The organism is Achromobacter sp. T5-5 (assembly GCF_055397965.1).
In genome coordinates this window covers 4,497,931-4,521,181 of sequence record NZ_AP027919.1, presented here as the reverse complement: position 1 = coordinate 4,521,181, position 23,251 = coordinate 4,497,931, and the positions used below count along the sequence as shown (strand labels likewise).

The 23,251-nt window shown below is 65.4% G+C and carries 19 protein-coding genes; 10 read left to right on the top strand and 9 right to left on the bottom strand.

Annotated elements, in window-relative coordinates; all coding sequences use genetic code 11:
- Nucleotides 1–41: 41 nt before the first annotated feature.
- Both ACZ50Q_RS20495 and pepN read right to left on the bottom strand, forming a co-directional pair.
- On the bottom strand, nt 42–1,073 hold the full coding sequence (locus ACZ50Q_RS20495; RefSeq protein WP_076519758.1) for a class 1 fructose-bisphosphatase: 1,032 nt from the start codon (nt 1,071–1,073) through the stop codon (nt 42–44).
- A gap of 10 nt (nt 1,074–1,083) precedes the next feature.
- Nucleotides 1,084–3,789, bottom strand: coding sequence for an aminopeptidase N (pepN, locus tag ACZ50Q_RS20490; protein WP_464079414.1), 2,706 nt, complete (start codon nt 3,787–3,789; stop codon nt 1,084–1,086).
- Between the two features lie 147 nt (nt 3,790–3,936).
- Here pepN and ACZ50Q_RS20485 point away from each other — a divergent pair, with 147 nt between their 5' ends.
- Nucleotides 3,937–4,572 carry a DUF4136 domain-containing protein gene (locus tag ACZ50Q_RS20485; RefSeq protein ID WP_464079413.1) on the top strand — a complete coding sequence of 212 codons (636 nt, stop codon included), beginning with the start codon at nt 3,937–3,939 and terminating at the stop codon, nt 4,570–4,572.
- An 88-nt stretch (nt 4,573–4,660) separates the two neighbouring features.
- Here the strand turns inward: ACZ50Q_RS20485 and ACZ50Q_RS20480 are convergent, their stop codons facing one another.
- On the bottom strand, nt 4,661–5,044 hold the full coding sequence (locus ACZ50Q_RS20480; protein ID WP_076519761.1) for an H-NS histone family protein: 384 nt from the start codon (nt 5,042–5,044) through the stop codon (nt 4,661–4,663).
- A gap of 832 nt (nt 5,045–5,876) precedes the next feature.
- On the opposite strand from ACZ50Q_RS20480, the gene tldD reads away from it, so the two are divergent.
- The 6 genes from tldD (at nt 5,877) to glcF (ending at nt 14,232) form a co-directional block, all read left to right on the top strand.
- Nucleotides 5,877–7,337, top strand: coding sequence for a metalloprotease TldD (tldD, locus tag ACZ50Q_RS20475; RefSeq protein ID WP_076519762.1), 1,461 nt, complete (start codon nt 5,877–5,879; stop codon nt 7,335–7,337).
- A 268-nt stretch (nt 7,338–7,605) separates the two neighbouring features.
- A complete protein-coding gene (gene aroG / locus ACZ50Q_RS20470; protein WP_076519763.1) occupies nt 7,606–8,679 on the top strand; it encodes a 3-deoxy-7-phosphoheptulonate synthase AroG in 1,074 nt (357 codons plus the stop codon).
- A gap of 102 nt (nt 8,680–8,781) precedes the next feature.
- Complete coding sequence (locus ACZ50Q_RS20465) at nt 8,782–10,191, top strand: FAD-binding oxidoreductase (protein ID WP_076519764.1); 1,410 nt, start codon at nt 8,782–8,784, stop codon at nt 10,189–10,191.
- Between the two features lie 180 nt (nt 10,192–10,371).
- Nucleotides 10,372–11,871, top strand: coding sequence for an FAD-linked oxidase C-terminal domain-containing protein (locus ACZ50Q_RS20460; RefSeq protein WP_076519765.1), 1,500 nt, complete (start codon nt 10,372–10,374; stop codon nt 11,869–11,871).
- Between the two features lie 12 nt (nt 11,872–11,883).
- The gene (gene glcE / locus ACZ50Q_RS20455; protein ID WP_464079412.1) at nt 11,884–12,990 is read left to right on the top strand and encodes a glycolate oxidase subunit GlcE; all 1,107 of its coding nucleotides are present in this window, start codon (nt 11,884–11,886) and stop codon (nt 12,988–12,990) included.
- A gap of 6 nt (nt 12,991–12,996) precedes the next feature.
- Nucleotides 12,997–14,232, top strand: coding sequence for a glycolate oxidase subunit GlcF (glcF, locus tag ACZ50Q_RS20450; protein ID WP_092581665.1), 1,236 nt, complete (start codon nt 12,997–12,999; stop codon nt 14,230–14,232).
- Between the two features lie 25 nt (nt 14,233–14,257).
- On the opposite strand, the gene ACZ50Q_RS20445 is transcribed toward glcF, so the two are convergent.
- The 5 genes from ACZ50Q_RS20445 to ACZ50Q_RS20425 all read right to left on the bottom strand — a co-directional run bounded on the left by ACZ50Q_RS20445 (nt 14,258) and on the right by ACZ50Q_RS20425 (nt 19,255).
- Nucleotides 14,258–15,697: an NAD(P)(+) transhydrogenase (Re/Si-specific) subunit beta gene (locus ACZ50Q_RS20445; protein ID WP_076519768.1), complete on the bottom strand. Its 1,440-nt coding sequence runs from the start codon at nt 15,695–15,697 to the stop codon at nt 14,258–14,260.
- Entirely contained in the window at nt 15,694–16,011 is a 318-nt protein-coding gene (locus ACZ50Q_RS20440; RefSeq protein WP_006224972.1) for an NAD(P) transhydrogenase subunit alpha part 2, read from the bottom strand. The genes ACZ50Q_RS20445 and ACZ50Q_RS20440 overlap by 4 nt, the downstream gene beginning before the upstream one ends.
- A 2-nt stretch (nt 16,012–16,013) precedes the next feature.
- Entirely contained in the window at nt 16,014–17,132 is a 1,119-nt protein-coding gene (locus tag ACZ50Q_RS20435) for a Re/Si-specific NAD(P)(+) transhydrogenase subunit alpha (RefSeq protein ID WP_464079411.1), read from the bottom strand.
- A 191-nt stretch (nt 17,133–17,323) separates the two neighbouring features.
- Nucleotides 17,324–18,199, bottom strand: coding sequence for an N-formylglutamate amidohydrolase (locus ACZ50Q_RS20430; protein WP_076519770.1), 876 nt, complete (start codon nt 18,197–18,199; stop codon nt 17,324–17,326).
- A 66-nt stretch (nt 18,200–18,265) separates the two neighbouring features.
- Nucleotides 18,266–19,255 (bottom strand): Bug family tripartite tricarboxylate transporter substrate binding protein, encoded by a 990-nt coding sequence (locus tag ACZ50Q_RS20425; protein WP_076519771.1) that lies wholly within the window; start codon nt 19,253–19,255, stop codon nt 18,266–18,268.
- 235 nt (nt 19,256–19,490) lie between these two features.
- Between ACZ50Q_RS20425 and gcvA the strand changes: the two genes are divergently transcribed.
- The 3 genes from gcvA to ACZ50Q_RS20410 all read left to right on the top strand — a co-directional run bounded on the left by gcvA (nt 19,491) and on the right by ACZ50Q_RS20410 (nt 22,458).
- The gene (gene gcvA / locus ACZ50Q_RS20420) at nt 19,491–20,417 is read left to right on the top strand and encodes a transcriptional regulator GcvA (RefSeq protein ID WP_076519772.1); all 927 of its coding nucleotides are present in this window, start codon (nt 19,491–19,493) and stop codon (nt 20,415–20,417) included.
- A 7-nt stretch (nt 20,418–20,424) separates the two neighbouring features.
- Nucleotides 20,425–21,543, top strand: a complete 1,119-nt coding sequence (gene mnmA / locus ACZ50Q_RS20415) for a tRNA 2-thiouridine(34) synthase MnmA (protein ID WP_464079410.1) — start codon at nt 20,425–20,427, stop codon at nt 21,541–21,543.
- 96 nt (nt 21,544–21,639) lie between these two features.
- A complete protein-coding gene (locus tag ACZ50Q_RS20410; protein ID WP_092581660.1) occupies nt 21,640–22,458 on the top strand; it encodes a sulfite exporter TauE/SafE family protein in 819 nt (272 codons plus the stop codon).
- A 78-nt stretch (nt 22,459–22,536) separates the two neighbouring features.
- Here ACZ50Q_RS20410 and ACZ50Q_RS20405 read toward each other — a convergent pair whose 3' ends face one another.
- Nucleotides 22,537–23,148 (bottom strand): glutathione S-transferase, encoded by a 612-nt coding sequence (locus ACZ50Q_RS20405; protein WP_092581659.1) that lies wholly within the window; start codon nt 23,146–23,148, stop codon nt 22,537–22,539.
- Between the last annotated feature and the right edge of the window lie 103 nt (nt 23,149–23,251).

The window sequence follows — 23,251 nt, the reverse complement described above, 5'->3', positions numbered from 1 at the left end:
GAACTGGCCGGGGCTTTTTGCTTTTGCGTCGGGGCTGGTAATCAGCCCGCGGCCTTGCTGCCTGCGTCTTCGGCGTGATAGCGGCCCACGCGTTCGACTTCGTTCTTCGAGCCCAGGATGACGCTCACCCGCTGATGCAGCTTCTCGGGCTGGATGTCCATGATGCGCTGCACGCCATTGATGGCCGCGCCGCCCGCCTGTTCGATCAGGAAGCTCATGGGGTTGGCTTCGTACATCAGGCGCAGCTTGCCGGCCTTGCCCGGTTCGCGGGCGTCCCACGGGTACATGAAGATGCCGCCGCGGGTCAGGATGCGATGCACGTCCGCCACCATCGAGGCGATCCAGCGCATGTTGTAGTCCTTGCCCAGCGGGCCGGTCGAGCCGGCCAGGCAGTCGTCGATGTAGCGCTTGACCGGGGCAGCCCAGTGGCGCTGGTTCGACATGTTGATGGCAAATTCCTTGGTGTCTTCCGGAACGCGGATGTTCTCGTGCGTGAGCACCCACGAGCCCATTTCCCGGTCCAGCGTGAAGCCCACCACGCCATTGCCGATGGTCAGCACCAGCATCGTCTGCGGACCGTAGACGGCGTAGCCGGCCACGACCTGCTTGTTGCCCGGCTGCAGGAAGTCCGCTTCGCAGACCGGCGCGCCCGACACATTGTGCGGAGCCTGCAGCACCGAGAAGATGGTGCCGATGGACACGTTCACGTCGATGTTCGACGAGCCGTCCAGGGGATCGAACAACAGCAGGTATTCGCCCTTGGGATAGCGGTTCGGAATCAGGTGGATGGTCTCCATCTCTTCCGAGGCCATCGCGGCCAGGTGGCCGCCCCATTCGTTGGCTTCCAGCAGGATTTCGTTGGACAGCACGTCCAGCTTCTTCTGGACTTCGCCCTGCACGTTCTCGCTGTCGAGGCTGCCCAGGACGCCGCCGAGCGCGCCCTTGCTGACGGCATGGCTGATCGCCTTGCAGGCGCGCGCCACGACTTCGATGAGCAACCGGACTTCCGGCGCGAGGGCTTGGGCGGAGCGCTGTTGCTCCACCAGGTATTGAGTCAGTGTTTTACGTTTCAAAAGGGTCTCCCTATGCAGCAAATTCTAAAGCCTTGGATACGATTTCCTGGACGTTGCGCGACAGGCCGTCGTGCTGGCGCACTTTCTCAAGCGCGGCCTGCATCGGCGCGCGCAGGGCAGGCACGAAGCGCGACCAGTTGTCCAGGGCGCGCGCCAGGCGCGCGGCGATCTCCGGATTCAACGCATCCAGCGCCAGCACCTGTTCGGCCCAGAAGGCATAACCCGAGCCGTCCGGATGGTGCATGCCGCGGGCGTTGTTCAGGCAGAACTGGAAAATCAGCGCGCGGGCGCGATTGGGATTGCGCAGCGTGAACGCCGGATGCTTCATCAGCTCGCGCGCGGTCTGCACCGTGGTCGAGCGGGCCGCGGCCTGCAGCGCGAACCACTTGTCCACCACCAGGGGATCGGCGCTCCACTTCGCGTAGAAGGCGGCCAGCGCGTCTTGGGGGAAGTCGCCCTGCCCAAAGTTGATCAGCGCCGACAGCGCGGCCATGCTGTCCGTCATGTTGCCGGCGTTGGCATACTGCTGTTGCGCCAGCTGCTGGGCCTGCGGTTCGCCCGCCGCCATCAGGTGGCTGAGCGCCAGATTCTTCAGCGCGCGCTTGCCCGCGGGCACGGGAGCGGGGCTGTATTCGCCCGGCGTCTGGTTGTCGTCGAACGCGTGGCGCAACTCGGCTTGCAGCTGCCGGCCGAGCTCCGCGCGCAGGAAGTCGCGCGCCACGGCCAGCGCGGGCGGATCGACCTGCTGCATGCGCTCGGCCAGGGTCTTTTCCGACGGCAGCGCCAGCGCGCGTGCGCGGTAGGCGGCGTCGAGCGCGGGATCGGTGAGCAGCGCGCGCCACGCCTGGATGAAGGCGTCATCGGCGTGCAGCGTGCGTCCGGCCTGGCGGGCTTGCGCCAGGGCCAGGATCTGGCGCGTGGCCAGTTCCTGGCCGGCTTCCCAGCGGGCGAAGGGGTTGCCGTCGTGCGCGGACAGCAGCGCCAATTCCTCGTCCGACCAGTCGTAGTCCACGATGACGGGCGCGGAAAAATCGCGCAACAGCGACGGCACGGGGCGCTCGGCGATATCGTCGAACACCCATTGCTGGCTTTGCGTCGTCAGTTCCAGCAGGGCGGTGTCGACGACGGCGCCTTCGTGGCGCAGCGGCAGGGCATTGCCTTCGTGGTCGAGCAGGCCGATCGCAAAGGGAATGTGGAAGGGCGCTTTTACGTAATCGGCGCCGGCCTTCTTTTCCACGCCGACCGGCGGGCAGGACTGGGTGAGCGTCACCGTGCAGCGGCGGGCGGCGGCGTCGTGTTCCAGTTTGACCGAGACGCGCGGCGTGCCGGCCTGGCGATACCAGCGGCGGAACACCGACAGGTCGCGGCCGGGATGCTGGCGCTGGTAGACCGATTCCATGGCGCCGACAAAATCGTCGCACGTCACGGCCTGGCCATCATGGCGGCGGAAATACTCGTCCATGCCGGCGCGAAAGCCTTCCTCGCCCAGCAGCGTGTGCTGCATGCGGATGACTTCGGCGCCTTTCTCGTACACGGTGGCCGTGTAGAAATTGCCGATCTCCTGGTAGCTTTCCGGGCGGATCGGATGCGCCATGGGGCCAGCGTCTTCGGGGAACTGGGCCGCCCGCAACGCCACCACGTCGTCGATGCGCTTGACGGCCCGGGCGCTGGCCGCGGCGTCCGCGTCCATGCCGTGCGCCATCATGTCGGCGCTGAACTCCTGGTCGCGAAAGACCGTCAGGCCTTCCTTGAGACTGAGCTGGAACCAGTCGCGGCAGGTGACCCGGTTGCCCGTCCAGTTGTGGAAGTATTCATGACCGATGACGGATTCGATGCCTTCGTAGTTCGCGTCGGTGGCCGTGTCGGCGTTGGCCAGCACGTAGGCGGCATTGAAGATGTTCAGCCCTTTGTTCTCCATGGCTCCCATATTGAAGTCATGGACGGCGACGATCATGAAGCGGTCCAGGTCCAGCTCGAGCCCGAAGCGGCTTTCGTCCCAGCGCAGCGCGCGCACCAGGGAATCCAGCGCCCATTCGGTCCTGGTTTCGGACCCCGGATCGCTGTAGACCTGCAGCAGCACCTCGCGGCCGCTGGCGGTGCGGACCTTGGTTTCACGGTGCGTCAGGTTGCCGGCCACCAGCGCGAACAGGTAGCAAGGCTTGGGGAAGGGATCTTCCCATTCGACCTCGTTGCGGCCGTCGGGCAACTGGCGCGAGGCGATCAGATTGCCGTTGGACAGGAGAACGGGGTATTCGGGGCGGGCGCGCAAGGTCACGCGATAGCGCGACATGACGTCGGGACGGTCGGCAAACCAGGTGATGCGCCGAAAGCCCTCGGCCTCGCATTGCGTGAAGAAATTGCCGCCCGATACGTACAGCCCCATCAGCGTGGAGTTGGCCGATGGCTTGCAGCGGCTGACGATTTCGACCGTGGCATCGGCTGGCAGGCCCTGCAACGTGAGGGTGTGGTCCGACAACTGGTAGCGGGCGGCGGGCAGCGGTTCGCCATTCACGCCTACCGACACGAGTTCCAGCTCTTCTCCGTCCAGGATCAGGGCGGCGTCGGGTCCGGCTTCGGGCCTGCGCCGCACGTGCATCGTGCAACGCACTTCGGTCGCGTCGGGCGCGAGGTCGAAGGCCAGGGCGACTTCGGGGATTTCGTAGGGGTAGGGCTGGTAATCCTTGCGGTATACGGTAACGGGTGTTTCGGTGCGCATGGGATTTGCAGTCCTGTATGAACAATGCGCCTATTGTAGTGGTTGGCCGCTGGCCACACCCCCGGGCTTACGGGCTAGCCTTAAACTTTTGGCAAGCGCGTATGTCAAAGCTCGGTATCATGCGCCGTCGCGCAAAAGGAGCCGCAAATGTCCAGCACGTCGTTGTTCAGCAGTCTCGGCCGGTGGGCCGGTATATTGGCCGTGCTGGGCGCATTGACCTTGACGGGCTGCGCCGCGCCGACCGTATCGGCCAGAGTGACGTCGTTCCAGCAATGGCCAGCGGGCGTCGAGGGCCAGACCTATCAGTTCGTACCGGCCGATTCCTCGCAAATCAATAATCTGGAATACCAGTCCTTCCAGGACATGGTGCGTGCCGGCATCGGCGCCACGGGCCTGGTCGAAGCCCGGTCCGGCGCAAAAGGTCGTTTCGACGTGTCGTTCCGCTATGGCAGTTCGCAGACCCAGGTGATGGTGCGCCGTCCCTATGATCCGTACTTCTACGGCGGTTATGGCGGTTTCTATGGGCCAGGGCCCTGGGGCATGGGCGCGGGATTCTGGGGGCCGGACTGGGTGGACGTGCCCATGGTGGTCCAGCGCAATTCTTTGTCGCTTTTCATTCGCGACACGCAGCAGGGCGGCGCCGAGGTATACCGTTCGACCGCCTTCATATTGAGCGAGCGTGACGATTTGATCCGCACGATGCCGTATCTGGTGCGTGCCATATTCGACAATTTCCCGGGCAATAATGGCGCGGAGCGCGAGATTCAATTCCCGCTGCGCTGAGTCCTTCGCGCGCGCGGCGCGCATTCTTAATATAAAAGCGGCGCACCATCATGGTGCGCCGCTTTTATTTCTTACTGCAGAATAGGTTTTATTCTTTGATAAGAAAACTCTCGCGGGTGGCGCCGCCAGCCTCTTCGGCGGCGAGCCAGCGCGGCGCCTTGCCGCGGCCGCTCCAGGTTTCGCCGGTTTGCGGATGGCGGTACTTGGGCGCAACGGCGCGCTTGGCGGTGGCGCCTGCGCGGGCGGGGGCGCTGGCCTTGCGGCGGCCGCCCGTGGCGGCGCGGGCGGGCTTGCCGGCGCCGTAGGCTGCGATGATTTCTTCGGGGGTGATGTCGTACTCGCGCATCGACGTGATGATCGACGTGATCACGGGTTTGCGGCGCTTCGTCTGGAGGACTTCAGCCTTCTTTTGGAGCTTGTTGATTTCCTTTTCGATCTTTGCTTGCAGAGCTGCGTAGGTTTCTCGGGCCATGGTTTATTCCTGATTATGGAACTGCTTTAATCGCCGGCGAAGTTATGTTTATTTGTTGTGCTTCGCATAATACAGAATTTGCGCGCGGGCTTTGTCACTTTCAGACTAATTACTTTGTATCAAAAGGGTTGTTAGCCTTTTGGCCGGTGGGTGGCCGCACTCTTCAAAACATGGGAAGGTAAATCTTAAATTTGGGACAAACTGAAACAAGCGCTTGCTTGGGCTGACAGGTCGGCAGGATGGGGATCGATTGTCTGACAACTGGGAGGCCGACGCCCAATGTTGGCGGGGCTTGCGCGCATGTCGAACGACCGCAGGGAAACCATTTAGGCGCAATGCCGTCTATATGCCAGCCATTACCACCACGCCGCCGAATTGCGGCCTATACGGTGCGCAGATGCCTGTATTCACGACGCAAAAACGTGCGTCATGCATTTTGGCATTCTCATCCTCCGGGAATGATATGGTCGACTTGCCGGCGCTCCGTCCCCGACATTTCATTTTTTTGTCAGGTCGTGTGACGACCTGGAAAAAGACCTGGAAAAGACCCGGAAACGACTGGAAAGCGACCGGGAAACGACGTGGGTGCGGTTTGCCGCCATCCCCACAAATACTTAACTTGATACCCAATGTACCGTCCCCACGTGTATGGGAAAGATAATGCGCGGCCAATGCCCGTCCGATGCGAGACCATTTTGTCCTGCCATGGCGGATGCGGGCGCCCGTAACTTTTGCCGCCTGTCGGGACGCCGGAGCCTGGTCGGCGTTACGATACGGTCTTGAGCGCCATCGCGCGCATGCGCGGCCCCGCTGCCGTTCCTGAACTGAGCCTATGAAAATCATCGATCCCGCCATTGCATCCCTGGCCACCGCCAAATCCCTTCTGCTCGACCCCTGGGGCCTTACCGAAGCGGACATGGCGCGGGCACTGGGTGAAATCTTCACCCACAAGGTCGATTACGCCGACCTGTACTTCCAATACACGCGCAGCGAAGGCTGGAGCCTGGAAGAAGGGATCGTCAAGACGGGCAGCTTTTCCATCAGCCAGGGTGTGGGCGTGCGGGCCGTCAGCGGAGAAAAAACCGCGTTCGCCTATTCGGATTCCCTGTCGCCCGAGGCGCTGCTGTCCTCGGCGCACGCCGTGCGCGGCATCGCCCGTCGCGGCGCCGGCAAGGTCAAGGTGGCTGCCCACGTCGAGGCCGAGATCGGCCGCAGCCTTTATGCGGACATCGATCCCGTGGCCAGCCTGAGCGCGCCCGAGAAAGTCGCGCTCCTGGAGCGCGTCGAGCGCATGGCGCGAGCGCGCGATCCGCATGTGATCCAGGTGATGGCCGGGTTGGGCGCGGAGTATGACGTGGTGCTCGTCGCGGGCAGCGATGGCCGCCTGGCCGCCGACGTGCGCCCCTTGGTGCGCCTGTCGCTCACCGTGATCGCCGAGCGCAATGGCCGTCGCGAAATGGGCCACGCGGGCGGCGGCGGGCGGCTCGGGCTGGCGTACTTCACCGACGACATGCTGCAGGGTTATGTTGAGCGGGCAGTGCACGAAGCGCTGGTCAATCTTGAGGCGCGTCCGGCGCCTGCCGGCGAAATGACCGTGGTCCTGGGCTCGGGCTGGCCCGGCATCCTGTTGCACGAAGCCGTCGGCCATGGCCTTGAAGGCGACTTCAACCGCAAGGGTTCCAGCGTGTTCTCCGGCCGCATCGGCGAGCGCGTGGCGTCCAAGGGCGTGACGGTGGTCGACGATGGCACCATCCCTGATCGCCGCGGTTCGCTCAATATCGACGACGAGGGAAATGCCACCCAGCGCAACGTGCTCATCGAAGACGGCATCCTGCGCGGCTACATGCAGGACACGCTCAACGCCCGTCTGATGAAGACCGCCGCCACCGGCAACGGCCGCCGCGAATCCTTTGCGCATCTGCCCATGCCGCGCATGACCAATACCTACATGCTGGCGGGCGACAAGCCCGCCGATGAGATCGTGGCCTCGGTCAAGCGTGGCCTTTATGCGGTCAACTTCGGCGGCGGTCAGGTCGACATCACCAACGGCAAGTTCGTGTTCTCGGCTTCCGAGGCTTACATGATCGAAGATGGCAAGGTGACCTATCCGGTCAAGGGCGCCACCCTCATCGGCAACGGCCCCGATGCCATGAACCGCGTCACCATGATCGGCAATGACCTGCAGCTCGACTCCGGCGTGGGCACTTGCGGCAAGGACGGCCAGAGCGTGCCCGTCGGCGTTGGCATGCCCACCGTCCGCATGGAAGGACTGACGGTCGGCGGCACCGCCTGAAGCGGTCCAAAGTGTCCTGAAGCGGTAAATAGGGGGCGGCACGCGGCAAAATTGCCAGCGTGACGCCCTCAAAAAATTGTGCTAGAGTCTTTTCCCATGAAATTCGCGTCCCCCGCCTTTTATTTTTATTTTTTTGGTTTTCTGAAGCCGCTGGCGGAGGAAGGGACGCGCTCAATCTGAAGTTTGGAAAGAATCCCCCCCAAAAAAGCCGCCAGCAAACTGGCGGCTTTTTTTGTGCCGCCGTGGCGGGCAAACCAGGAGCAGTACCGTGTCACACAACACCGACGATCTTCGCATTCGAGAAATCAAGGAACTGAACCCGCCCTCGCACGTCATGCGCGAGTTCGCCTGCACCAAAGAGGCGTCCGAGACCGTGTTCGCCGCCCGGCAGGGCATGCACCGCATCCTGCACGGCATGGACGACCGCATGATCGTCGTGATCGGTCCTTGCTCCATCCACGACACGCGCGCCGCGATCGAATACGCCAAGCGTCTCAAGCCGGTGCGCGACCGCCTGAGCGCCGACCTGGAAATCGTGATGCGCGTCTACTTCGAGAAGCCGCGCACCACCGTCGGCTGGAAGGGCCTCATCAATGATCCCGATCTGGACGGCAGCTTCGACATCAACAAGGGTGTGCGCGTGGCCCGCGAGCTGCTGCTGGACATCAACAGCATGGGCTTGCCGGCGGGATGCGAGTTCCTGGACATGATTACCCCGCAATACATCGCGGATCTGGTCTCCTGGGGGGCGATCGGGGCACGCACGACGGAAAGCCAGGTGCACCGCGAGCTGGCTTCGGGCCTGTCGTGTCCGGTGGGGTTCAAGAATGGCACGGACGGCAATGTGAAGATCGCGGTCGACGCGATCAAGGCGGCTTCGCAGCCGCATCATTTCCTGTCGGTGACCAAGGGCGGGCATTCCGCCATCGTGTCCACCGCCGGCAATGAGGACTGCCACGTGATCCTGCGTGGCGGCAAGACGCCGAACTATGACGCAGCCAGCGTCGATGCGGCTTGCCAGGACGTGTCCAAGGCCGGTCTCGCGCAGCGCATCATGGTCGATGCCAGCCACGCCAACAGCAGCAAGAAGCCCGAGAACCAGCCGCTGGTCATCGAAGACGTCGCGCGGCAGATGGAAGCGGGCGACGCCCGCCTGATCGGCGTCATGGTCGAAAGCCACCTGCTGGGCGGCCGCCAGGACATGGTGCCGGGACAGCCGTTGGTGTACGGCCAGAGCATCACCGACGGCTGCATCGACTGGGACGCATCGGTGGCCGTGCTCGAACGCCTGGCGCAGGCCGTGCGTGAGCGCCGCCGGGTGGCGCTGACCTCCGGCAAATGAGGGGGATGCGCGCCGCGGACCGCCTGCCTGGGGCGGTGTGCGGCGCAGCATGCGGGGCGGCGTAGAATATTCGGATTATCGAACCCCGGGAACTCCTAGATCATGAACGCTCCCTTGCACGCCGAAACGTTGCGCCGCGCGGTGCCCGCCGCCTGTCTGGATGCCTTGCGCGCGCGCTTTGGCGACCGCCTGTCGGAAACGGCCGCCGTGCGCGAACACCACGGCCGCGATGAATCGCCTTATCCCGCCATGCTGCCCGATGCCGTGGTCTTTGCGCAGTCGACGGAGGATGTCGCGTACGTCGCCAAGGTGTGCAATGAACATCGCGTTCCCTTGATTCCCTACGGTGCCGGCTCGTCGCTGGAAGGCCACATCCTGGCGATCCAGGGGGGCATCAGCCTGGACCTGTCGCAGATGAACAAGGTTCTGGCCATCAACGCAGAAGACCTCACCGCCACGGTGCAGGCGGGCGTGCTGCGCAAGCAGCTCAACGAAGAAATCCGCAACACGGGCCTCTTCTTCCCGATCGATCCCGGCGCGGACGCCAGCCTGGGCGGCATGGCCGCCACCCGCGCCTCGGGCACCAACGCCGTGCGCTACGGCACGATGCGCGAGAACGTCATGTCGCTGACCGTCGTCACCGCGGACGGCCGCATCATCCGCACCGCGGGCCGTGCGCGCAAGTCGTCGGCGGGCTATGACCTCACGCGTATTTTCGTGGGCAGCGAGGGCACGCTCGGCATCATCACCGAAGTCACCGTGCGCTTGTATCCGCAGCCTGAAGCCGTGTCCGCCGCGGTCTGCAATTTCCCCACGCTGGACGCCGCGGTCCAGAGCGTGATCGAGATCATCCAGATGGGCGTGCCCGTCGCGCGCGTCGAGTTCATGGATGCGGCCAGCGTGCGCGCGGTGAACCTGCACAGCAAGCTGAGCCTGCGCGAAACCCCGCTGCTGGTGTTTGAATTCCACGGCAGCCCCGCAGGCGTGCAAGAGCAAGCGGAAACCGTGCAGGCCATCACGGCCGAGCATGGCGGCATGGACTTCGAATGGGCCGAGCGTCCCGAAGACCGCAGCCGCCTCTGGACCGCTCGCCACAACGCGTATTTCGCGGGCCTGCAATTGCGCCCGGGCTGCCGCGCCAGCACGACCGACGTCTGCGTGCCCATCTCGCGCCTGGCCGATTGCGTGCGCGATACGGTCGAGGAACTGGATCGCGCCAGCTTTCCCTACACGATCGTGGGCCACGTCGGCGATGGCAATTTCCATGTGCTGATGCTGCTGGATGCCGATAACGCGCAAGAGTGGCAGGAATCCGAAACCATCAACCACAACCTCGTGCGCCGCGCCATCGCGGCCGACGGCACCTGCACGGGCGAGCACGGCGTGGGCCTGCACAAGATGCAGTTCATGGCGGAAGAACACGGCGAAGATGCGCTCGACCTGATGCGCAGTCTCAAGCACGCGTTTGACCCGAACAACATCCTGAATCCCGGCAAGATCGTGTCCTGGTAAGAAGCGGGCGGGACGGCTTGTCCCGCTTGCATTGCCGCTGGCTTGCGGCTTTTCTGCGACAGGCCGCTACGGGGTTTACGGCTGGTTACGTATGCGTCGGCCGCGATGCCCTTTAGCGCCTGGAAGGTGCGGGTAAATCCCGGCCTGTTTATCGTGGGCACACGCGCTATTGTTGCGCTCATGAATTCACTGGTCGAAACTGGCCTGGCACAAGTGCAGGCGCCTTATTCGCTGCAGCAGCTCGTCGAGGCGTTGTCGGCCGCGTTGCCCGCGCACTGTGTGCTCTATCGCGAAGAAGACACGCGTCCTTACGAGTGCGATGGCCTATCCCTTTACCGCGCGGTTCCCGCCGTCGTGGCCTTGCCTGAAACCGAAGAGCAGGTGCAGGCCGTCATGCGCATCTGCAAGCGGCTGAACGCACCCATCGTTGCGCGGGGCGCCGGAACGGGTCTGTCGGGCGGCGCCATGCCGCACACCCGGGGCGTGCTGCTCGGGCTGTCCAAGTTCAATCGCATCAAACACATCGATCTCGCCAGCGCGACCGCCATCGTGCAGCCCGGCGTGCGCAATCTTGCGATCTCGGAAGCCGTGTCGCCCTACGGCCTGTACTACGCGCCGGACCCGTCCAGCCAGATCGCATGTTCCATCGGCGGCAACGTCGCCGAGAACTCCGGCGGCGTGCATTGCCTCAAGTACGGCCTTACCGTGCACAACGTGCTGCGCGTGCGCGTGGTCACGATCGACGGCGACGTCGTCGAGCTGGGATCGGAGGCGCCCGATGCGCCGGGGCTGGATCTGCTGTCGGTCTTCGTCGGATCCGAGGGCATGCTGGGCGTGGTGACCGAAGTCACCGTCAAGCTGATCCCCAAGCCCGCCTGCGCGCAGGTCGTCATGGCCAGCTTTTCCAGCGTCGAGGCGGCCGGCAACGCGGTCACGCAGGTGATCGCGGCGGGCATGATCCCGGCCGGCCTGGAAATGATGGACCGCCGCGCCACGCACATGGTCGAACCTTTCGTGCGCGCGGGCTACGACATGGATGCGCAGGCCATCCTGCTGTGCGAATCGGATGGCACGCCTGAAGAGGTGGCGCATGAAATCGCGCGCATGGAAGCGGTATTCCGCGACGCCGGCGCCACGCGTTGCCAGGTGTCCACCTCCGAGGCCGAACGCCTGAAATTCTGGGCGGGGCGCAAGAATGCGTTTCCCGCCGCCGGGCGCGTGTCGCCCGATTACTACTGCATGGACGGCACCATACCGCGCCGCCATCTGGCGCGCGTGCTGGGCGCCATCGAGCAAATGGAAGACGAATTCGGCCTGCGATGCGCCAATGTCTTTCATGCCGGCGACGGCAATCTGCATCCGCTGATCCTGTTCGATTCGAATAAGCCGGACGAGGTGGAGCGCGCTGAGAAATTCGGCGCCGCCATTCTCGAGCTGTGCGTGCAGGTGGGAGGAACCGTGACTGGAGAGCACGGTGTGGGAATGGAGAAGATAAATCAAATGTGCGTGCAATTCTCTCGCGAAGAACTCGACGCGTTTCTGGCGGTAAAGCGGGCCTTCGATCCGCCGTGCCTGCTCAATCCTGAAAAAGTCATCCCAACGCTGGCCCGCTGCGCCGAATACGGCAAGATGCACGTCCATGCGGGAGAACTGCGCTTCCCCGATCTCGCCCGTTTCTAGGACGCTTTCCTTATGGATTTTGTCCTGTCGGAATTGTGCGACCAGGTCATGACGGCGCGTGCCGGACACAAACCCCTGTTCGTGATGGGCGGTGGCAGCAAGCGCTTCTATGGCAATTACCGGCCGGTGCGGCCGCAGGATGGCCACTGTCTGCTGGACATGACGCCTTACCGCGGCATCGTCAGCTACCACCCGTCCGAACTCGTGGTGACCGTGCGCGCCGGCACGCCGCTGGCCGAACTGGAGGCCGCGCTTGCCGAGCACGGCCAGATGCTGGCGTTCGAACCGCCGCATTTCGCGCCGTCGGCGACGGTGGGCGGATGTGTGGCCGCCGGACTTTCGGGGCCACGCCGCATGAGCGCCGGCGCCTTGAAAGACTTCGTGCTGGGCGCGCAGTTGCTGGATTCGGAAGGCCGCATCCTGTCGTTCGGCGGCGAGGTCATGAAGAACGTGGCCGGCTACGACGTGTCCCGCCTGCTGGCCGGGTCGCATGGCATCTTCGGCGCCATCCTCGAGGTGTCGCTCAAGGTCGTGCCCAGGCCGATGGAAGAAATCACGCTGGCGCTGTCCGCCACGCAGCCGCAGGCGCTTGCCAACTTTGCCTTCTGGCGGGGCAAGCCGCTGCCCATCTCGGCCACGAGCTGGACCGGGGAGGGCGATGGCGGTGAAGGGATGACGAGGGTGCGCCTGTCGGGCGCGCCGCCGGCGCTGGCGAGCGCGCAGGCGCTGATCGGCGGCGACGTCCTGGCGCCCGACGCCGCCGCGGCATGGTGGCAGTCGCTGCGCGAGCAGACCGATGCTTTCTTCGCACCGGACCGCCCCTTGTGGCGCCTCGCCCTGCCGCCCACCACCCCCGACCTGGAGTTGGGGCCGACGCTGCTGGAGTGGGGCGGCGGCCAGCGGTGGCTGTCCGGCCCGCACGATGCGGCAGCGCTGCGCGCGACCGCGGCCCGGCACGGCGGCCACGCGACGCTGTTCCGGCCCGCCGGCGCCACGCCGCCCGCCGATGGCGTGTTTCATCCGCTCGCGCCGGGCGTCGGCGCGATCACCCGCCGGCTCAAGCAGGAGCTCGATCCCGCGGGTCTCTTCAATCCTGGCCGCCTGGTCCTGGAGCTATAGGGCATCATGCAAACCAATCTGGCATCCTGGGCGAGCGGCACCGAACTGGGCGAAGAAGCGGACGCCATCCTGCGCCGCTGCGTGCACTGCGGCTTCTGCACCGCCACCTGTCCAACCTACCAGGTCCTGGGCGACGAGCTGGACAGTCCGCGCGGACGCATCTATCTCATCAAGCAGGTGCTGGAGGGCAAGGAGCCCACGCAGTCCACGCAGCAGCACCTGGACCGCTGCCTCACCTGCCGCAATTGCGAGACCACCTGCCCCTCGGGCGTGGAATACGGGCACCTCGTCGATATCGGGCGCAAGATCGTGGACGAGCGGGTGGAGCGGTCATGGGCGGACAAGACCAAACGCACGCTGCTGCGCCGGACGATGCTCTCGCCCCTGTTTGCGCCGGCCATGCGCCTGGGCCAGAGCCTGCGCGGCATGCTGCCGCAGGCGCTCAAGCGCAAGGTGCCGGAACGCCGCGACGCCGGCCCGCTGCCGCAGGTGGCGCGGCATGAGCGCCAGGTGCTGATGCTGACCGGATGCGTGCAGCCAGCCATGATGCCCACCATCGACGCCGCCACCATCCGCGTGCTGGATGCCGTCGGCATCGGAGCGCGCCTGGCGCCGGGCGCGGGCTGCTGCGGCGCAGTGAGTTTCCACCTGGATGCGCAGGACGAGGCCCTGGCGCAGATGCGCGCCAACGTCGATGCGTGGTGGCCGCTGGTGCAGGACGCCAAAGTCGAGGCCATCGTCATGAATGCGTCGGGCTGCGGCGCGATGGTCAAGGAATATGCGCACCACCTGCGCCATGATCCGGCCTATGCGCAAAAAGCCGCCGACATCGTGGCGCTGGTCAAGGACGTGGCCGAGATCGTCGCGCCGCATGCCGGGTTGCTGCGCGCGCGACTGCCGGCTGGCACCCGGGCAGCATTCCATCCGCCTTGCACCCTGCAGCACTGGCAGGGGTTGAGGCCGCTGTCGGAGCAACTGCTGGCCGACCTGGGATTCGACCTGCAGCCGTTCGCGGACAAGCATTTGTGCTGCGGATCGGCGGGCGCGTATTCGGTGTTGAACCCGGACATCGCGATGGAACTGCGTGACCGCAAGCTGGGCGCCATTGCGGCAGCAAGCCCGGATGTGATCCTGTCGGCCAACATCGGATGCATCGGCCATCTGCAAAGCGGCACCGAAACGCCGGTGCGCCATTGGGTCGAGGTGGTGGACGAACAGTTGCGCAAGGCTGCGCAGCCCTAGGGCCGCGCAGCGCCTGGCTTGCCGGCTATTCGACGGCCTTCACCATGTCTTCCAGCACCTTCTTGGCGTCGCCGAAGACCATCATCGTGCGGTCCATGTAGAACAGTTCGTTGTCCAGCCCGGCATAGCCCGAGGCCATGGAACGCTTGTTCACGATGACCGTGCGCGCCTTGTAGGCTTCCAGGATGGGCATGCCGGCGATGGGCGACTTGGGATCGTTCTTGGCGGCGGGATTGACCACGTCGTTCGCGCCCAGCACCAGCACGACGTCGGTCTGTCCGAACTCGCTGTTGATGTCTTCCATTTCGAAGACCTGGTCGTAGGGCACTTCGGCCTCGGCCAGCAGCACGTTCATGTGGCCGGGCATGCGGCCGGCGACCGGGTGGATCGCGTATTTGACGGTCACGCCGCGGGCGGTGAGCTTTTCGGCCAGTTCCTTCAGGGCGTGCTGCGCGCGGGCCACGGCCAGGCCGTAGCCCGGCACGATGGTCACGCTTTCGGCGTTGGTCATGAGGAACGCCGCATCGTCGGGGCTGCCTGACTTGACGCTGCGCTGCTGGGCGTCTCCCGCCGCGGCGCCGCCGCCCGACTGCCCGCCGAAACCGCCCAGGATCACGTTGAAGAACGACCGGTTCATGGCCTTGCACATGATGTAGGACAGGATCGCGCCTGAAGAGCCCACCAGCGAACCGGCGATGATCAGCATGGGGTTGTTCAGCGAAAAGCCGATGCCCGCCGCCGCCCAGCCGGAGTAGCTGTTCAGCATCGACACCACCACCGGCATGTCCGCGCCGCCGATCGGAATGATGATCAGCACGCCCAGCACGAAGGCGATGAGGGTCATGATGATGAAGGGCGTCCATTCCTGCGTGAGCATGAACCAGAAGCCGCACCCCAGCATCAGCAGCGCCAGCGCCAGGTTCAGCAGGTGCTGGCCGGTGAACACCACGGGCGCGCCCTGGAAGAGCCGGAACTTGTACTTGCCCGACAGCTTGCCGAAGGCGATGACCGAACCCGAGAACGTGATGGCGCCCACGAAGGTGCCGATGAAGAGCTCGAACCGGTTGCCGGTCGGGATGGCCATGCCGGCGGGCGCGATGCCGAAGGCGTGGGGTTCGGCCACGACGGCCACCGCGATCGCGACCGCCGCCAGGCCGATCATGCTGTGCATGAAGGCGACGAGTTCCGGCATCTTGGTCATTTCGACGCGCTTGGCCATCAGCGTGCCGACCGAGCCGCCCACCAGCAGTCCCAGCACCACCCAGCCCAGCCCGATCGTGGCCGTGCCGCTGCGCGCCAGGCCGATGATGAGCGCGGCGGTGGTCAGCACGGCGATCGCCATGCCAGCCATGCCGAAGGCATTGCCCAGGCGCGAGGTGGTGGGGTGGGACAGGCCCTTGAGCGCCTGGATGAAGCAGACCGAAGCGACGAGATAAAGCAGGGTGACGAGGTTCAGCGAGATCATTTCGCTTCCTCCTTGCCCGGCTTGCGGTCCTTTTTCTTGAACATTTCGAGCATGCGCCGCGTGACGAGGAAGCCACCGAACACGTTGACGGCGGCCAGGGCCACGGCAAAGACGCCCATGCCGCGCGCGAGTCCGCCTTCGGTCAGCGCGGCGGCCAGCATCGCGCCCACGATGATGATCGCGGAAATGGCGTTGGTCACCGCCATGAGGGGCGTGTGCAGCGCGGGCGTGACGTTCCAGACGACGTGGTAGCCGACATAGATGGCCAGCACGAAGATGATGAGGTTCATCAGGGTGGGGTTGATCGCTTCCATGGTCACGTCCTCCGCATCACATTGCCGCCTTCGCACATCAGGCAGGCGGCCACGATTTCATCGTCGCGCTGGATCGCCAGCGCGCCGTCCGCATTGATGATGAGCTTCAGGAAATCCAGGATGTTGCGCGCATAGAGCGCCGAAGCGTCGGTGGCGACCAGGCCGGGCAGGTTGGTCAGCCCGATGATGGTCACGCCGTGCTTGTCGACGATTCGGCCTTTTTCGGACAGCGGGCAGTTGCCGCCGCGTTCGACGGCCAGGTCCACCAGCACCGAGCCCGGCTTCATGGCCGCGACGGTCTCCTCGGAGACCAGCGTGGGGGCGGGGCGGCCGGGGATCAGCGCGGTCGAGATGACGATGTCGGCCTGCTTGCAGCGCTCGGACACCAGCGCGGCCTGGCGGGCCATCCATCCGGGCGGCATGGCCCGGGCGTACCCGCCCGTGCCTTGCGCGATCTCGCGTTCTTCGTCGGTTTCGAACGGCACGTCGATGAATTTGGCGCCCAGGGATTCGACCTGTTCGCGCGCGGCGGGGCGCACGTCGGAGGCCTCGACCACCGCGCCCAGCCGCTTGGCCGTGGCGATGGCCTGCAGGCCGGCCACGCCCGTGCCCAGCACGACCACGCGGGCGGCCTTCAGGGTGCCGGCGGCGGTCATCATCATGGGGATCAGGCGGCCGTAGTGATGGGCGGCCAGCAGCACGGCCTTGTAGCCGGCCAGGTTGGCCTGCGATGACAGCACGTCCAGGCTTTGGGCGCGGGTGATGCGGGGGGCGGCCTCCAGCGCGAAGCCGGTCAGGCCGGCGGCGGCCAACTGCGCCAGGCCTTCCTCGTCGAAGGGATCGAGCATGCCCACCACCACGGCGCCCGGCTTCATGTGGGGCAGTTCATCGGGCGAGGGCGCGCGAACCTTCATGACGAGTTCGGCGCCCAGGGCCTCCTGGGCGGAACCGAGCGTGGCGCCCGCGGCGACGTAGGCGTCGTCGAGATAGCGGGCGGCGCTGCCTGCCCCGCGCTCCACGACCACTGTGTGCTTGCCGCCCACATACTTCTTGACGGTCTCCGGTGTTGCTGCGACACGGGTTTCCCCGTCTCGGGTTTCCTTGGGTATCCCGATGTGCATCGACGCCTCTCCTCAGAAGGTTCGCCGTAGTTATACACGGAATGTGCGTTCTCACGCTCCCCTCGTTTGGTCCGCTTGTGCGCGGGCAAAAAAAACCCCATGGCGAACCATGGGGTGCGGGTCTTGCAACCCGAATGCTCCGGCCAGTCAGACCACGTCGCCGGCCGGCACCAGCGCGCAGACGTCCGGCGTCAAACCGTCTGTGCGCGAGTCCAGAGGATCAGCGCGGCGGTGAGGTCGCGCAGATCGGCCTTCAGGCGGCCGTAGTTCTCGCTGGGACGAAGCGACACTTCGTCCATGTACAGCTTGCGGTTGATTTCGATCTGCAGGCTGTGGCGGCCTTCTTGCGGGCGGCCGAAGGCGCGGACCAGTTCCACGCCCTTGTAGGGGTCGTTCACCGTGACGTCATAGCCGCGTTCGCGCAGCCAGGCCGCGATGAATTCGCGGAAGGCCGGGTCGCTGGTGCTGCCGTCGCGGTCGCCCAACACGAAGTCGGGGTGGACCAGGCCGGGGCGGTCGGTGGCGAATTCGCCGGCCACGCTGGGCATGGAGTGGCAGTTGATGTGCCAGACCTTGCCGAACTTGCGGTGTGCGTTGTCCAGCACCTGGCCGAGCGCGGCGTGGTAGGGCTTCCAGCAGGCGTCGATGCGGTGGCGCACTTCCTGGACCGTCAGCTTGCGGTCGTACAGGGGCGTGCCGTCATCGAGCATGCGCCAGATCAGGCCCTTGCCCAGCTTGACCTTGGGCGAGGCGTTCAGCGCGTCGGGCCACGCCTCGTCCAGCAGCAGTTCGTCGATTTCGTCGGGCGCGCGGTTGGCGTCGATGTAGGCGCGCGGAAAGGCCGCGGCAATCATCGGCACGCCCATCTCGATGGCGTCGCCCCACAAGTCGTCAACCCAGGTGTCCTCGGCGGTGCGCAATGCGCCAAAGTCCACCGCGGCAGCGAAATCGGGGGGGTAGGCGGTGCCGCTGTGCGGGGAGTCCAGCACAAGGGGAGCCGAAATTTCCGAATCGGGGTATTGCTGCGGAAGGTCGAGGCGGTAGGACAGGGGTTGGGTAATTCGCATAAGGGGGTACTGCGTTCGTGAATCGGAGGTCCCCGCGCGCCAGGACGCGCGGGGACCGAAGACCGGTTAGTCGATCTTCACGTTGGCTTCTTTGGCGATGCGCTTGTTCTTGGCGATTTCAGCCGAGATCTGCGCGCCGAATTCGGCCGAGGTGTTGGCGGCCGGCGAGGCGCCCAGGGCAGCCAGGCGCGACTTGACGTCTTCTTCGGCGCTGACCTTCTGGACGGCGGCGTTCAGCTTGGCCAGCACGGGGGCGGGCAGCTTGGCCGGAGCGACCAGGCCGAACCAGGACGCGTCGTTGACGGCCGGCAGGCCGGCTTCGGCGAACGTGGGCACGTCGGGCAGGGCGGCCACGCGCTTGGGCGAGGCGACGGCCATGGCGATCAGGCGGCCGGACTGGACGTGCGGCAGCGTGGAGGGCAGGTTGTCATACATGACGTCGACCTGGCCAGCCAGCGCGTCGTTCAGCGCCGGGCCCACGCCGCGGTACGGCACGTGCATCAGGTCGGTGCCCGACGCCATCTTGAACAGTTCGCCCATCATGTGCGAGACCGAGCCGTTGCCGGCCGACGCGTACGTCAGCTTGCCCGGCTGGCTCTTGGCCAGCGTGATGAATTCGGCGATGTTCTTGGCCTGGACCTTCGGGTTGATGGTCATGATGTTCGGCACGGCAGCCAGGTTCGAGATGGGCGTGAAGTCCTTCTCGCCATCGAACGGCAGGTTCGGGTAGATGGCCGGATTGATGCCGTGCGTGCTGACGGTGGCGATACCCAGGGTATAGCCGTCCGGCGCGCTGCTGGCAACGAACGCGCTGCCGATCGAGCCGCCGGCGCCGCCGCGGTTTTCCACGACGACGGTCTGGCCCAGTTCCTTGCCGAGCTTGTCGGCGAACAGGCGGCCGACGATGTCGGTGGTGCCGCCCGGCGGGAAGGGGACGATTAGGCGGATGGGCTTGCTGGGATACGCGTCTTCAGCGTGCGCGATACCCGAGGTCAGCGGCGTGGCCAGCGTCGCGGCGGCGACACACAGGCCCAGTACTACATTACGGCGTTGCATGGATTCCCCTACTAATGAATGGAAAGCGGTTGCGCAAAGGCAGTCGCAAACGCAACGATTCTTTCCTGGCGGCCGGGTTTGCGCAAACGAAAGTTTCTCCGTAAGCTATGACTTTTTTTCATACCTCTTTTTCGGCCAGCCTCGATTGGCGTTACTTTTATGTAACGTTTGCGTCTCGCGCAGGCCGTCGTCAGGCCCGCAGGGCAGGGAGCCCCACCTTCAGTGGGGACTACAGATGAGGCGTTTCTGTCCCTCTTTAACCGATCTTCAAGCCTTCGAGGTGGCCGCCCGCCATAGCAGTTTCACCCGCGCTGCCCAGGAGCTTTGCGTAACGCAGGGCGCCGTGAGTAAACAGGTGAAACATTTGGAGGAGTTCGTCGGGGTAGAACTATTCCTGCGGATCAGGCAAGGCCTGGTCCTCACCGAAGCCGGCCGCAGTTATCTCACGAAGATCCAGGCAGGGCTCGGCCAGATCGAGGCGGCCACGGTCGAGCTGATCGCGCACCAGGGGCGAGGGGGCACGCTGAATCTCACGTGTATGCCGACCTTCGGGGCGCGCTGGCTGATTCCGCGGCTGACCGCGTTCATGCGCCTGCGCCCCGATATCCATGTCGAATTCCTGCCGCATCGGCAGGGCTACGATTTTTCCACGCCGGAGCTGGATGCCGCGGTGCGGTTTGGCGAGGGCCTCTGGCCCGGCAGCGGCGCGGACTACATCGTCGGCCGCGAAATCCTGCCCGTCTGCAGCCCGCGCCTGATCCCGGGCGGCTGCAAGTCGCCCGAAGACCTGCTGGCGTATCCGCTGTTGCACCATACCTCGGCCCTGGAGGGCTGGCGCGACTGGTTCGAGCAGGCCGGCTGCGATACGCGGCGCAGCCTGGAGGGCGCGCGCTTTGACCAATACGCGCTGCTGTCGCAGGCCGCGGCGGCGGGGTTCGGGGTGGCGCTGATTCCGCGCTGCCTCATCGAGGACGAGCTGCGGGACGGCAAGCTGGCCATTGCCATTCAGTTGCCGATCCGGGCGCGCATGGGCTATTACCTGTGCTACCCCGAGCAAAAGGCCAACCTCCCCACCTTGCAGGCCTTCCGCGCCTGGCTGATGGAAGTGTCGCGGGCCGCCGAGCCGCAGCCGCGGGAAGACACCGTGTCCGATCTAAAATAGCCGCATCATGAGTCAAACATCCACCAAGAAAGGCCGCGTTGTCGTCGGCATGTCCGGCGGGGTCGATTCTTCGGTCACCGCCTGGCTGCTCAAGCAACAGGGCTACGAGGTCGTCGGCCTGTTCATGAAGAACTGGGAAGACGACGACGATTCCGAATACTGCTCCACCCGCCAGGATCTCCTGGACGCCGCCAGCGTGGCCGACCTGGTCGGCGTGGAGTTCGAGTTCGTCAACTTCGCCGCCGAATACAAGGACCGCGTGTTCGCGGAATTCCTGCGCGAGTACTCCGCGGGCCGCACGCCCAACCCGGACGTCCTGTGCAACGCCGAGATCAAATTCAAGGCCTTCCTGGACCATGCCATGGCGCTGGGCGCGGAGCATATCGCGACGGGGCACTACGCCCGCGTGCGCGAAGTGCCCGCCGAGGGCGGCGGCACGCAGTTCCAGCTGCTCAAGGCGCGGGACGGCTCCAAGGACCAAAGCTATTTCCTGCACCGCCTGAACCAGGCGCAGCTTTCGCGCACGCTGTTTCCCCTGGGCGAGATCCACAAGACCGAGGTGCGGCGCATCGCGCACGAAATCGGCCTGCACAATGCCGCCAAGAAGGATTCCACGGGCATCTGCTTCATTGGCGAACGCCCGTTCCGGGAATTCCTGAACCGTTACCTGCCCACCGAGCCCGGCCCCATCCTGACCCCCGAAGGGCAGCAGGTGGGGCGCCACGAAGGACTGTCCTTCTACACGCTGGGGCAGCGCAAGGGCCTGGGCGTTGGCGGCGTCAAGGGACGCCAGCGGGAAGACGGCACGGCCGAGGCCTGGTACGTGGCGCGCAAGGACCTGGCGCGCAACGTGCTGTACGTGGTGCAGGGGCACGATCATCCGTGGCTGCTGTCCGGCAGCCTCACGGCGCAGGACGCGAGCTGGGTGGCGGGCCATCCGCCGGCCCCGGGCGCCTACGGCGCCAAGACGCGCTACCGGCAGGCCGACGCGGCGTGCCGCCTGGGCAACGCCGCGGATGGCGCGTTTTCGCTGGAATTCACCGAGCCGCAGTGGGCGGTGACGCCCGGCCAGTCGGCCGTGCTATACGATGGCGAGGTTTGCCTGGGCGGCGGCATCATTCTCTAGGATGCGCCGCCGCTCGTAACCAAGGCCCCCCGGGCGCGATGCCCGAGGGGCCTTGTTCATGACAATGTTCATCACAATAAAAGAGAGGAGATGGCTGTGGATGTGACGATGGTGATATGCCTGCTGGCGCTGGGCGGCGTGGTCGGGTTTGCCGCGGGCTTGCTGGGCATCGGCGGCGGGATGCTGCTGGTTCCGTTCTTGACGATGCTGTTCACCTGGCAGCGCATGCCGGCCGACCTGGTGGTGCATGCCGCGATCGCCACGTCCATGACGTCGATCCTGTTCACCTCCATCTCCAGCGTCCGCGCCCACCAGCAGCGGGGCACCATCAAGTGGGGCATTGTGGCGGCCATGGCGCCGGGCATCATCGTCGGCGGGCTGCTGTCGGGCGGCGCGGTGTTCGCGGCGCTCAGCACGCTGTGGCTGTCGCTGTTCTTTGCCCTCTTTGTGGGGTATTCCGGCTGGAGCATGCTGCGCAACAAGAAGCCCAAGCCCACGCGCCAGATGCCGGGCGTCGTCGGCACCAGCGCGGCCGGAGCGGGCATCGGCTTCCTGTCGGGCCTGGTCGGGGCCGGCGGCGGCTTCCTGTCGGTGCCGTTCATGGTCTGGTGCAACGTGGCCCTGCACAACGCGGTGTCGACCTCGGCGGCGCTGGGCTTTCCCATCGCGCTGGCCAACAGCGTGGGCTATATCGTCTCGGGCCTCAATGAAGCCGAAACCTATCCCGGAATGCTCGGATTCATCTACTGGCCGGCGCTGCTGGCGCTGGTGTGCACCAGTGTCCTGACCGCGCCGCTGGGCGCGCGCATGGCCCATCGCCTGCCCGTGCAGACGCTCAAGCGCGTATTCGCCGCGCTGCTGTTCGCGCTGGCCGCGTACATGCTGTTCAAGGCCTGGCAGACCTGGGCAGCTTGATCGGGATAAGGAAAACCGGCCGCGGAGAGCGGCCGGCGCAGCGCACGCCCGGTCAGGCCGGGCGCTTCTGGAGGCCCGTCAGGCCGTCTTGGGTACCGTGTCGATGAACGACTGGCGCTGGGACAGCTTGTCGTACAGGCGGGCCAGATTGGGTTGGCCGGTGCGCCAGTCCAGGGTGGCAAAGCGCAGGTCCAGGTAGCCCAGGGCACAGCCGACGGCGATGTCCGCCAGGCTGTAGTTGATGCCCATGCAATGGGCGTTTTCACCCAGGCTCTTGTTCATGGCGTCCAGGCTGGCGTGGATCTTGCCGTGCTGGCGTTCGATCCATTCGGGGCTGCGCTGGGCCTCGGGGCGCTGGTTTTCCTTGACGATGGTCACGCACGCGTCCAGGACGCCGTCTGCGATGGCTTCCCAGCACTTGACGGCCGCGCGGTCGCGTCCCGGCTGGGGAATCAGCCGGGCGACGGGAGACAGGGTGTCCAGGTATTCGACGATGACGCGCGAGTCGAACAGGGCGCCGCCATCTTCCATGACCAGGCAGGGCACCTTGCCCAGCGGGTTGTACGTTTGGATCTGCGTGTCGGCGGACCAGACGTTTTCGAGTTCAAGCCGGTAGTCCAGCTTTTTCTCGGCCATGACGATGCGCACTTTGCGCACGTAGGGACTGGTAAGCGAGCCGATCAGTTTCATGGAGTCACAAGCGGAGTCGGAAAGCGGCCGAAGTATAGCAGGCCGCATGACGGTCGGAATTGTCCGCAGGCCGGAATCTTCGTCAGTTTGCCACAATGTGGGG

Bases quoted from the DNA above. Each gene is read 5' to 3' on its own strand.
- ACZ50Q_RS20425 (WP_076519771.1), bottom strand. From the start codon at position 19,255: ATGCAACGCCGTAATGTAGTACTGGGCCTGTGTGTCGCCGCCGCGACG.
- gcvA (WP_076519772.1), top strand. From the start codon at position 19,491: ATGAGGCGTTTCTGTCCCTCTTTAACCGATCTTCAAGCCTTCGAGGTG.
- ACZ50Q_RS20405 (WP_092581659.1), bottom strand. From the start codon at position 23,148: ATGAAACTGATCGGCTCGCTTACCAGTCCCTACGTGCGCAAAGTGCGC.
- tldD (WP_076519762.1), top strand. From the start codon at position 5,877: ATGAAAATCATCGATCCCGCCATTGCATCCCTGGCCACCGCCAAATCC.
- ACZ50Q_RS20465 (WP_076519764.1), top strand. From the start codon at position 8,782: ATGAACGCTCCCTTGCACGCCGAAACGTTGCGCCGCGCGGTGCCCGCC.
- glcF (WP_092581665.1), top strand. From the start codon at position 12,997: ATGCAAACCAATCTGGCATCCTGGGCGAGCGGCACCGAACTGGGCGAA.
- mnmA (WP_464079410.1), top strand. From the start codon at position 20,425: ATGAGTCAAACATCCACCAAGAAAGGCCGCGTTGTCGTCGGCATGTCC.
- ACZ50Q_RS20485 (WP_464079413.1), top strand. From the start codon at position 3,937: ATGTCCAGCACGTCGTTGTTCAGCAGTCTCGGCCGGTGGGCCGGTATA.
- ACZ50Q_RS20435 (WP_464079411.1), bottom strand. From the start codon at position 17,132: ATGCACATCGGGATACCCAAGGAAACCCGAGACGGGGAAACCCGTGTC.
- ACZ50Q_RS20445 (WP_076519768.1), bottom strand. From the start codon at position 15,697: ATGATCTCGCTGAACCTCGTCACCCTGCTTTATCTCGTCGCTTCGGTC.
- ACZ50Q_RS20430 (WP_076519770.1), bottom strand. From the start codon at position 18,199: ATGCGAATTACCCAACCCCTGTCCTACCGCCTCGACCTTCCGCAGCAA.
- glcE (WP_464079412.1), top strand. From the start codon at position 11,884: ATGGATTTTGTCCTGTCGGAATTGTGCGACCAGGTCATGACGGCGCGT.
- pepN (WP_464079414.1), bottom strand. From the start codon at position 3,789: ATGCGCACCGAAACACCCGTTACCGTATACCGCAAGGATTACCAGCCC.
- ACZ50Q_RS20440 (WP_006224972.1), bottom strand. From the start codon at position 16,011: ATGGAAGCGATCAACCCCACCCTGATGAACCTCATCATCTTCGTGCTG.
- ACZ50Q_RS20460 (WP_076519765.1), top strand. From the start codon at position 10,372: ATGAATTCACTGGTCGAAACTGGCCTGGCACAAGTGCAGGCGCCTTAT.
- ACZ50Q_RS20480 (WP_076519761.1), bottom strand. From the start codon at position 5,044: ATGGCCCGAGAAACCTACGCAGCTCTGCAAGCAAAGATCGAAAAGGAA.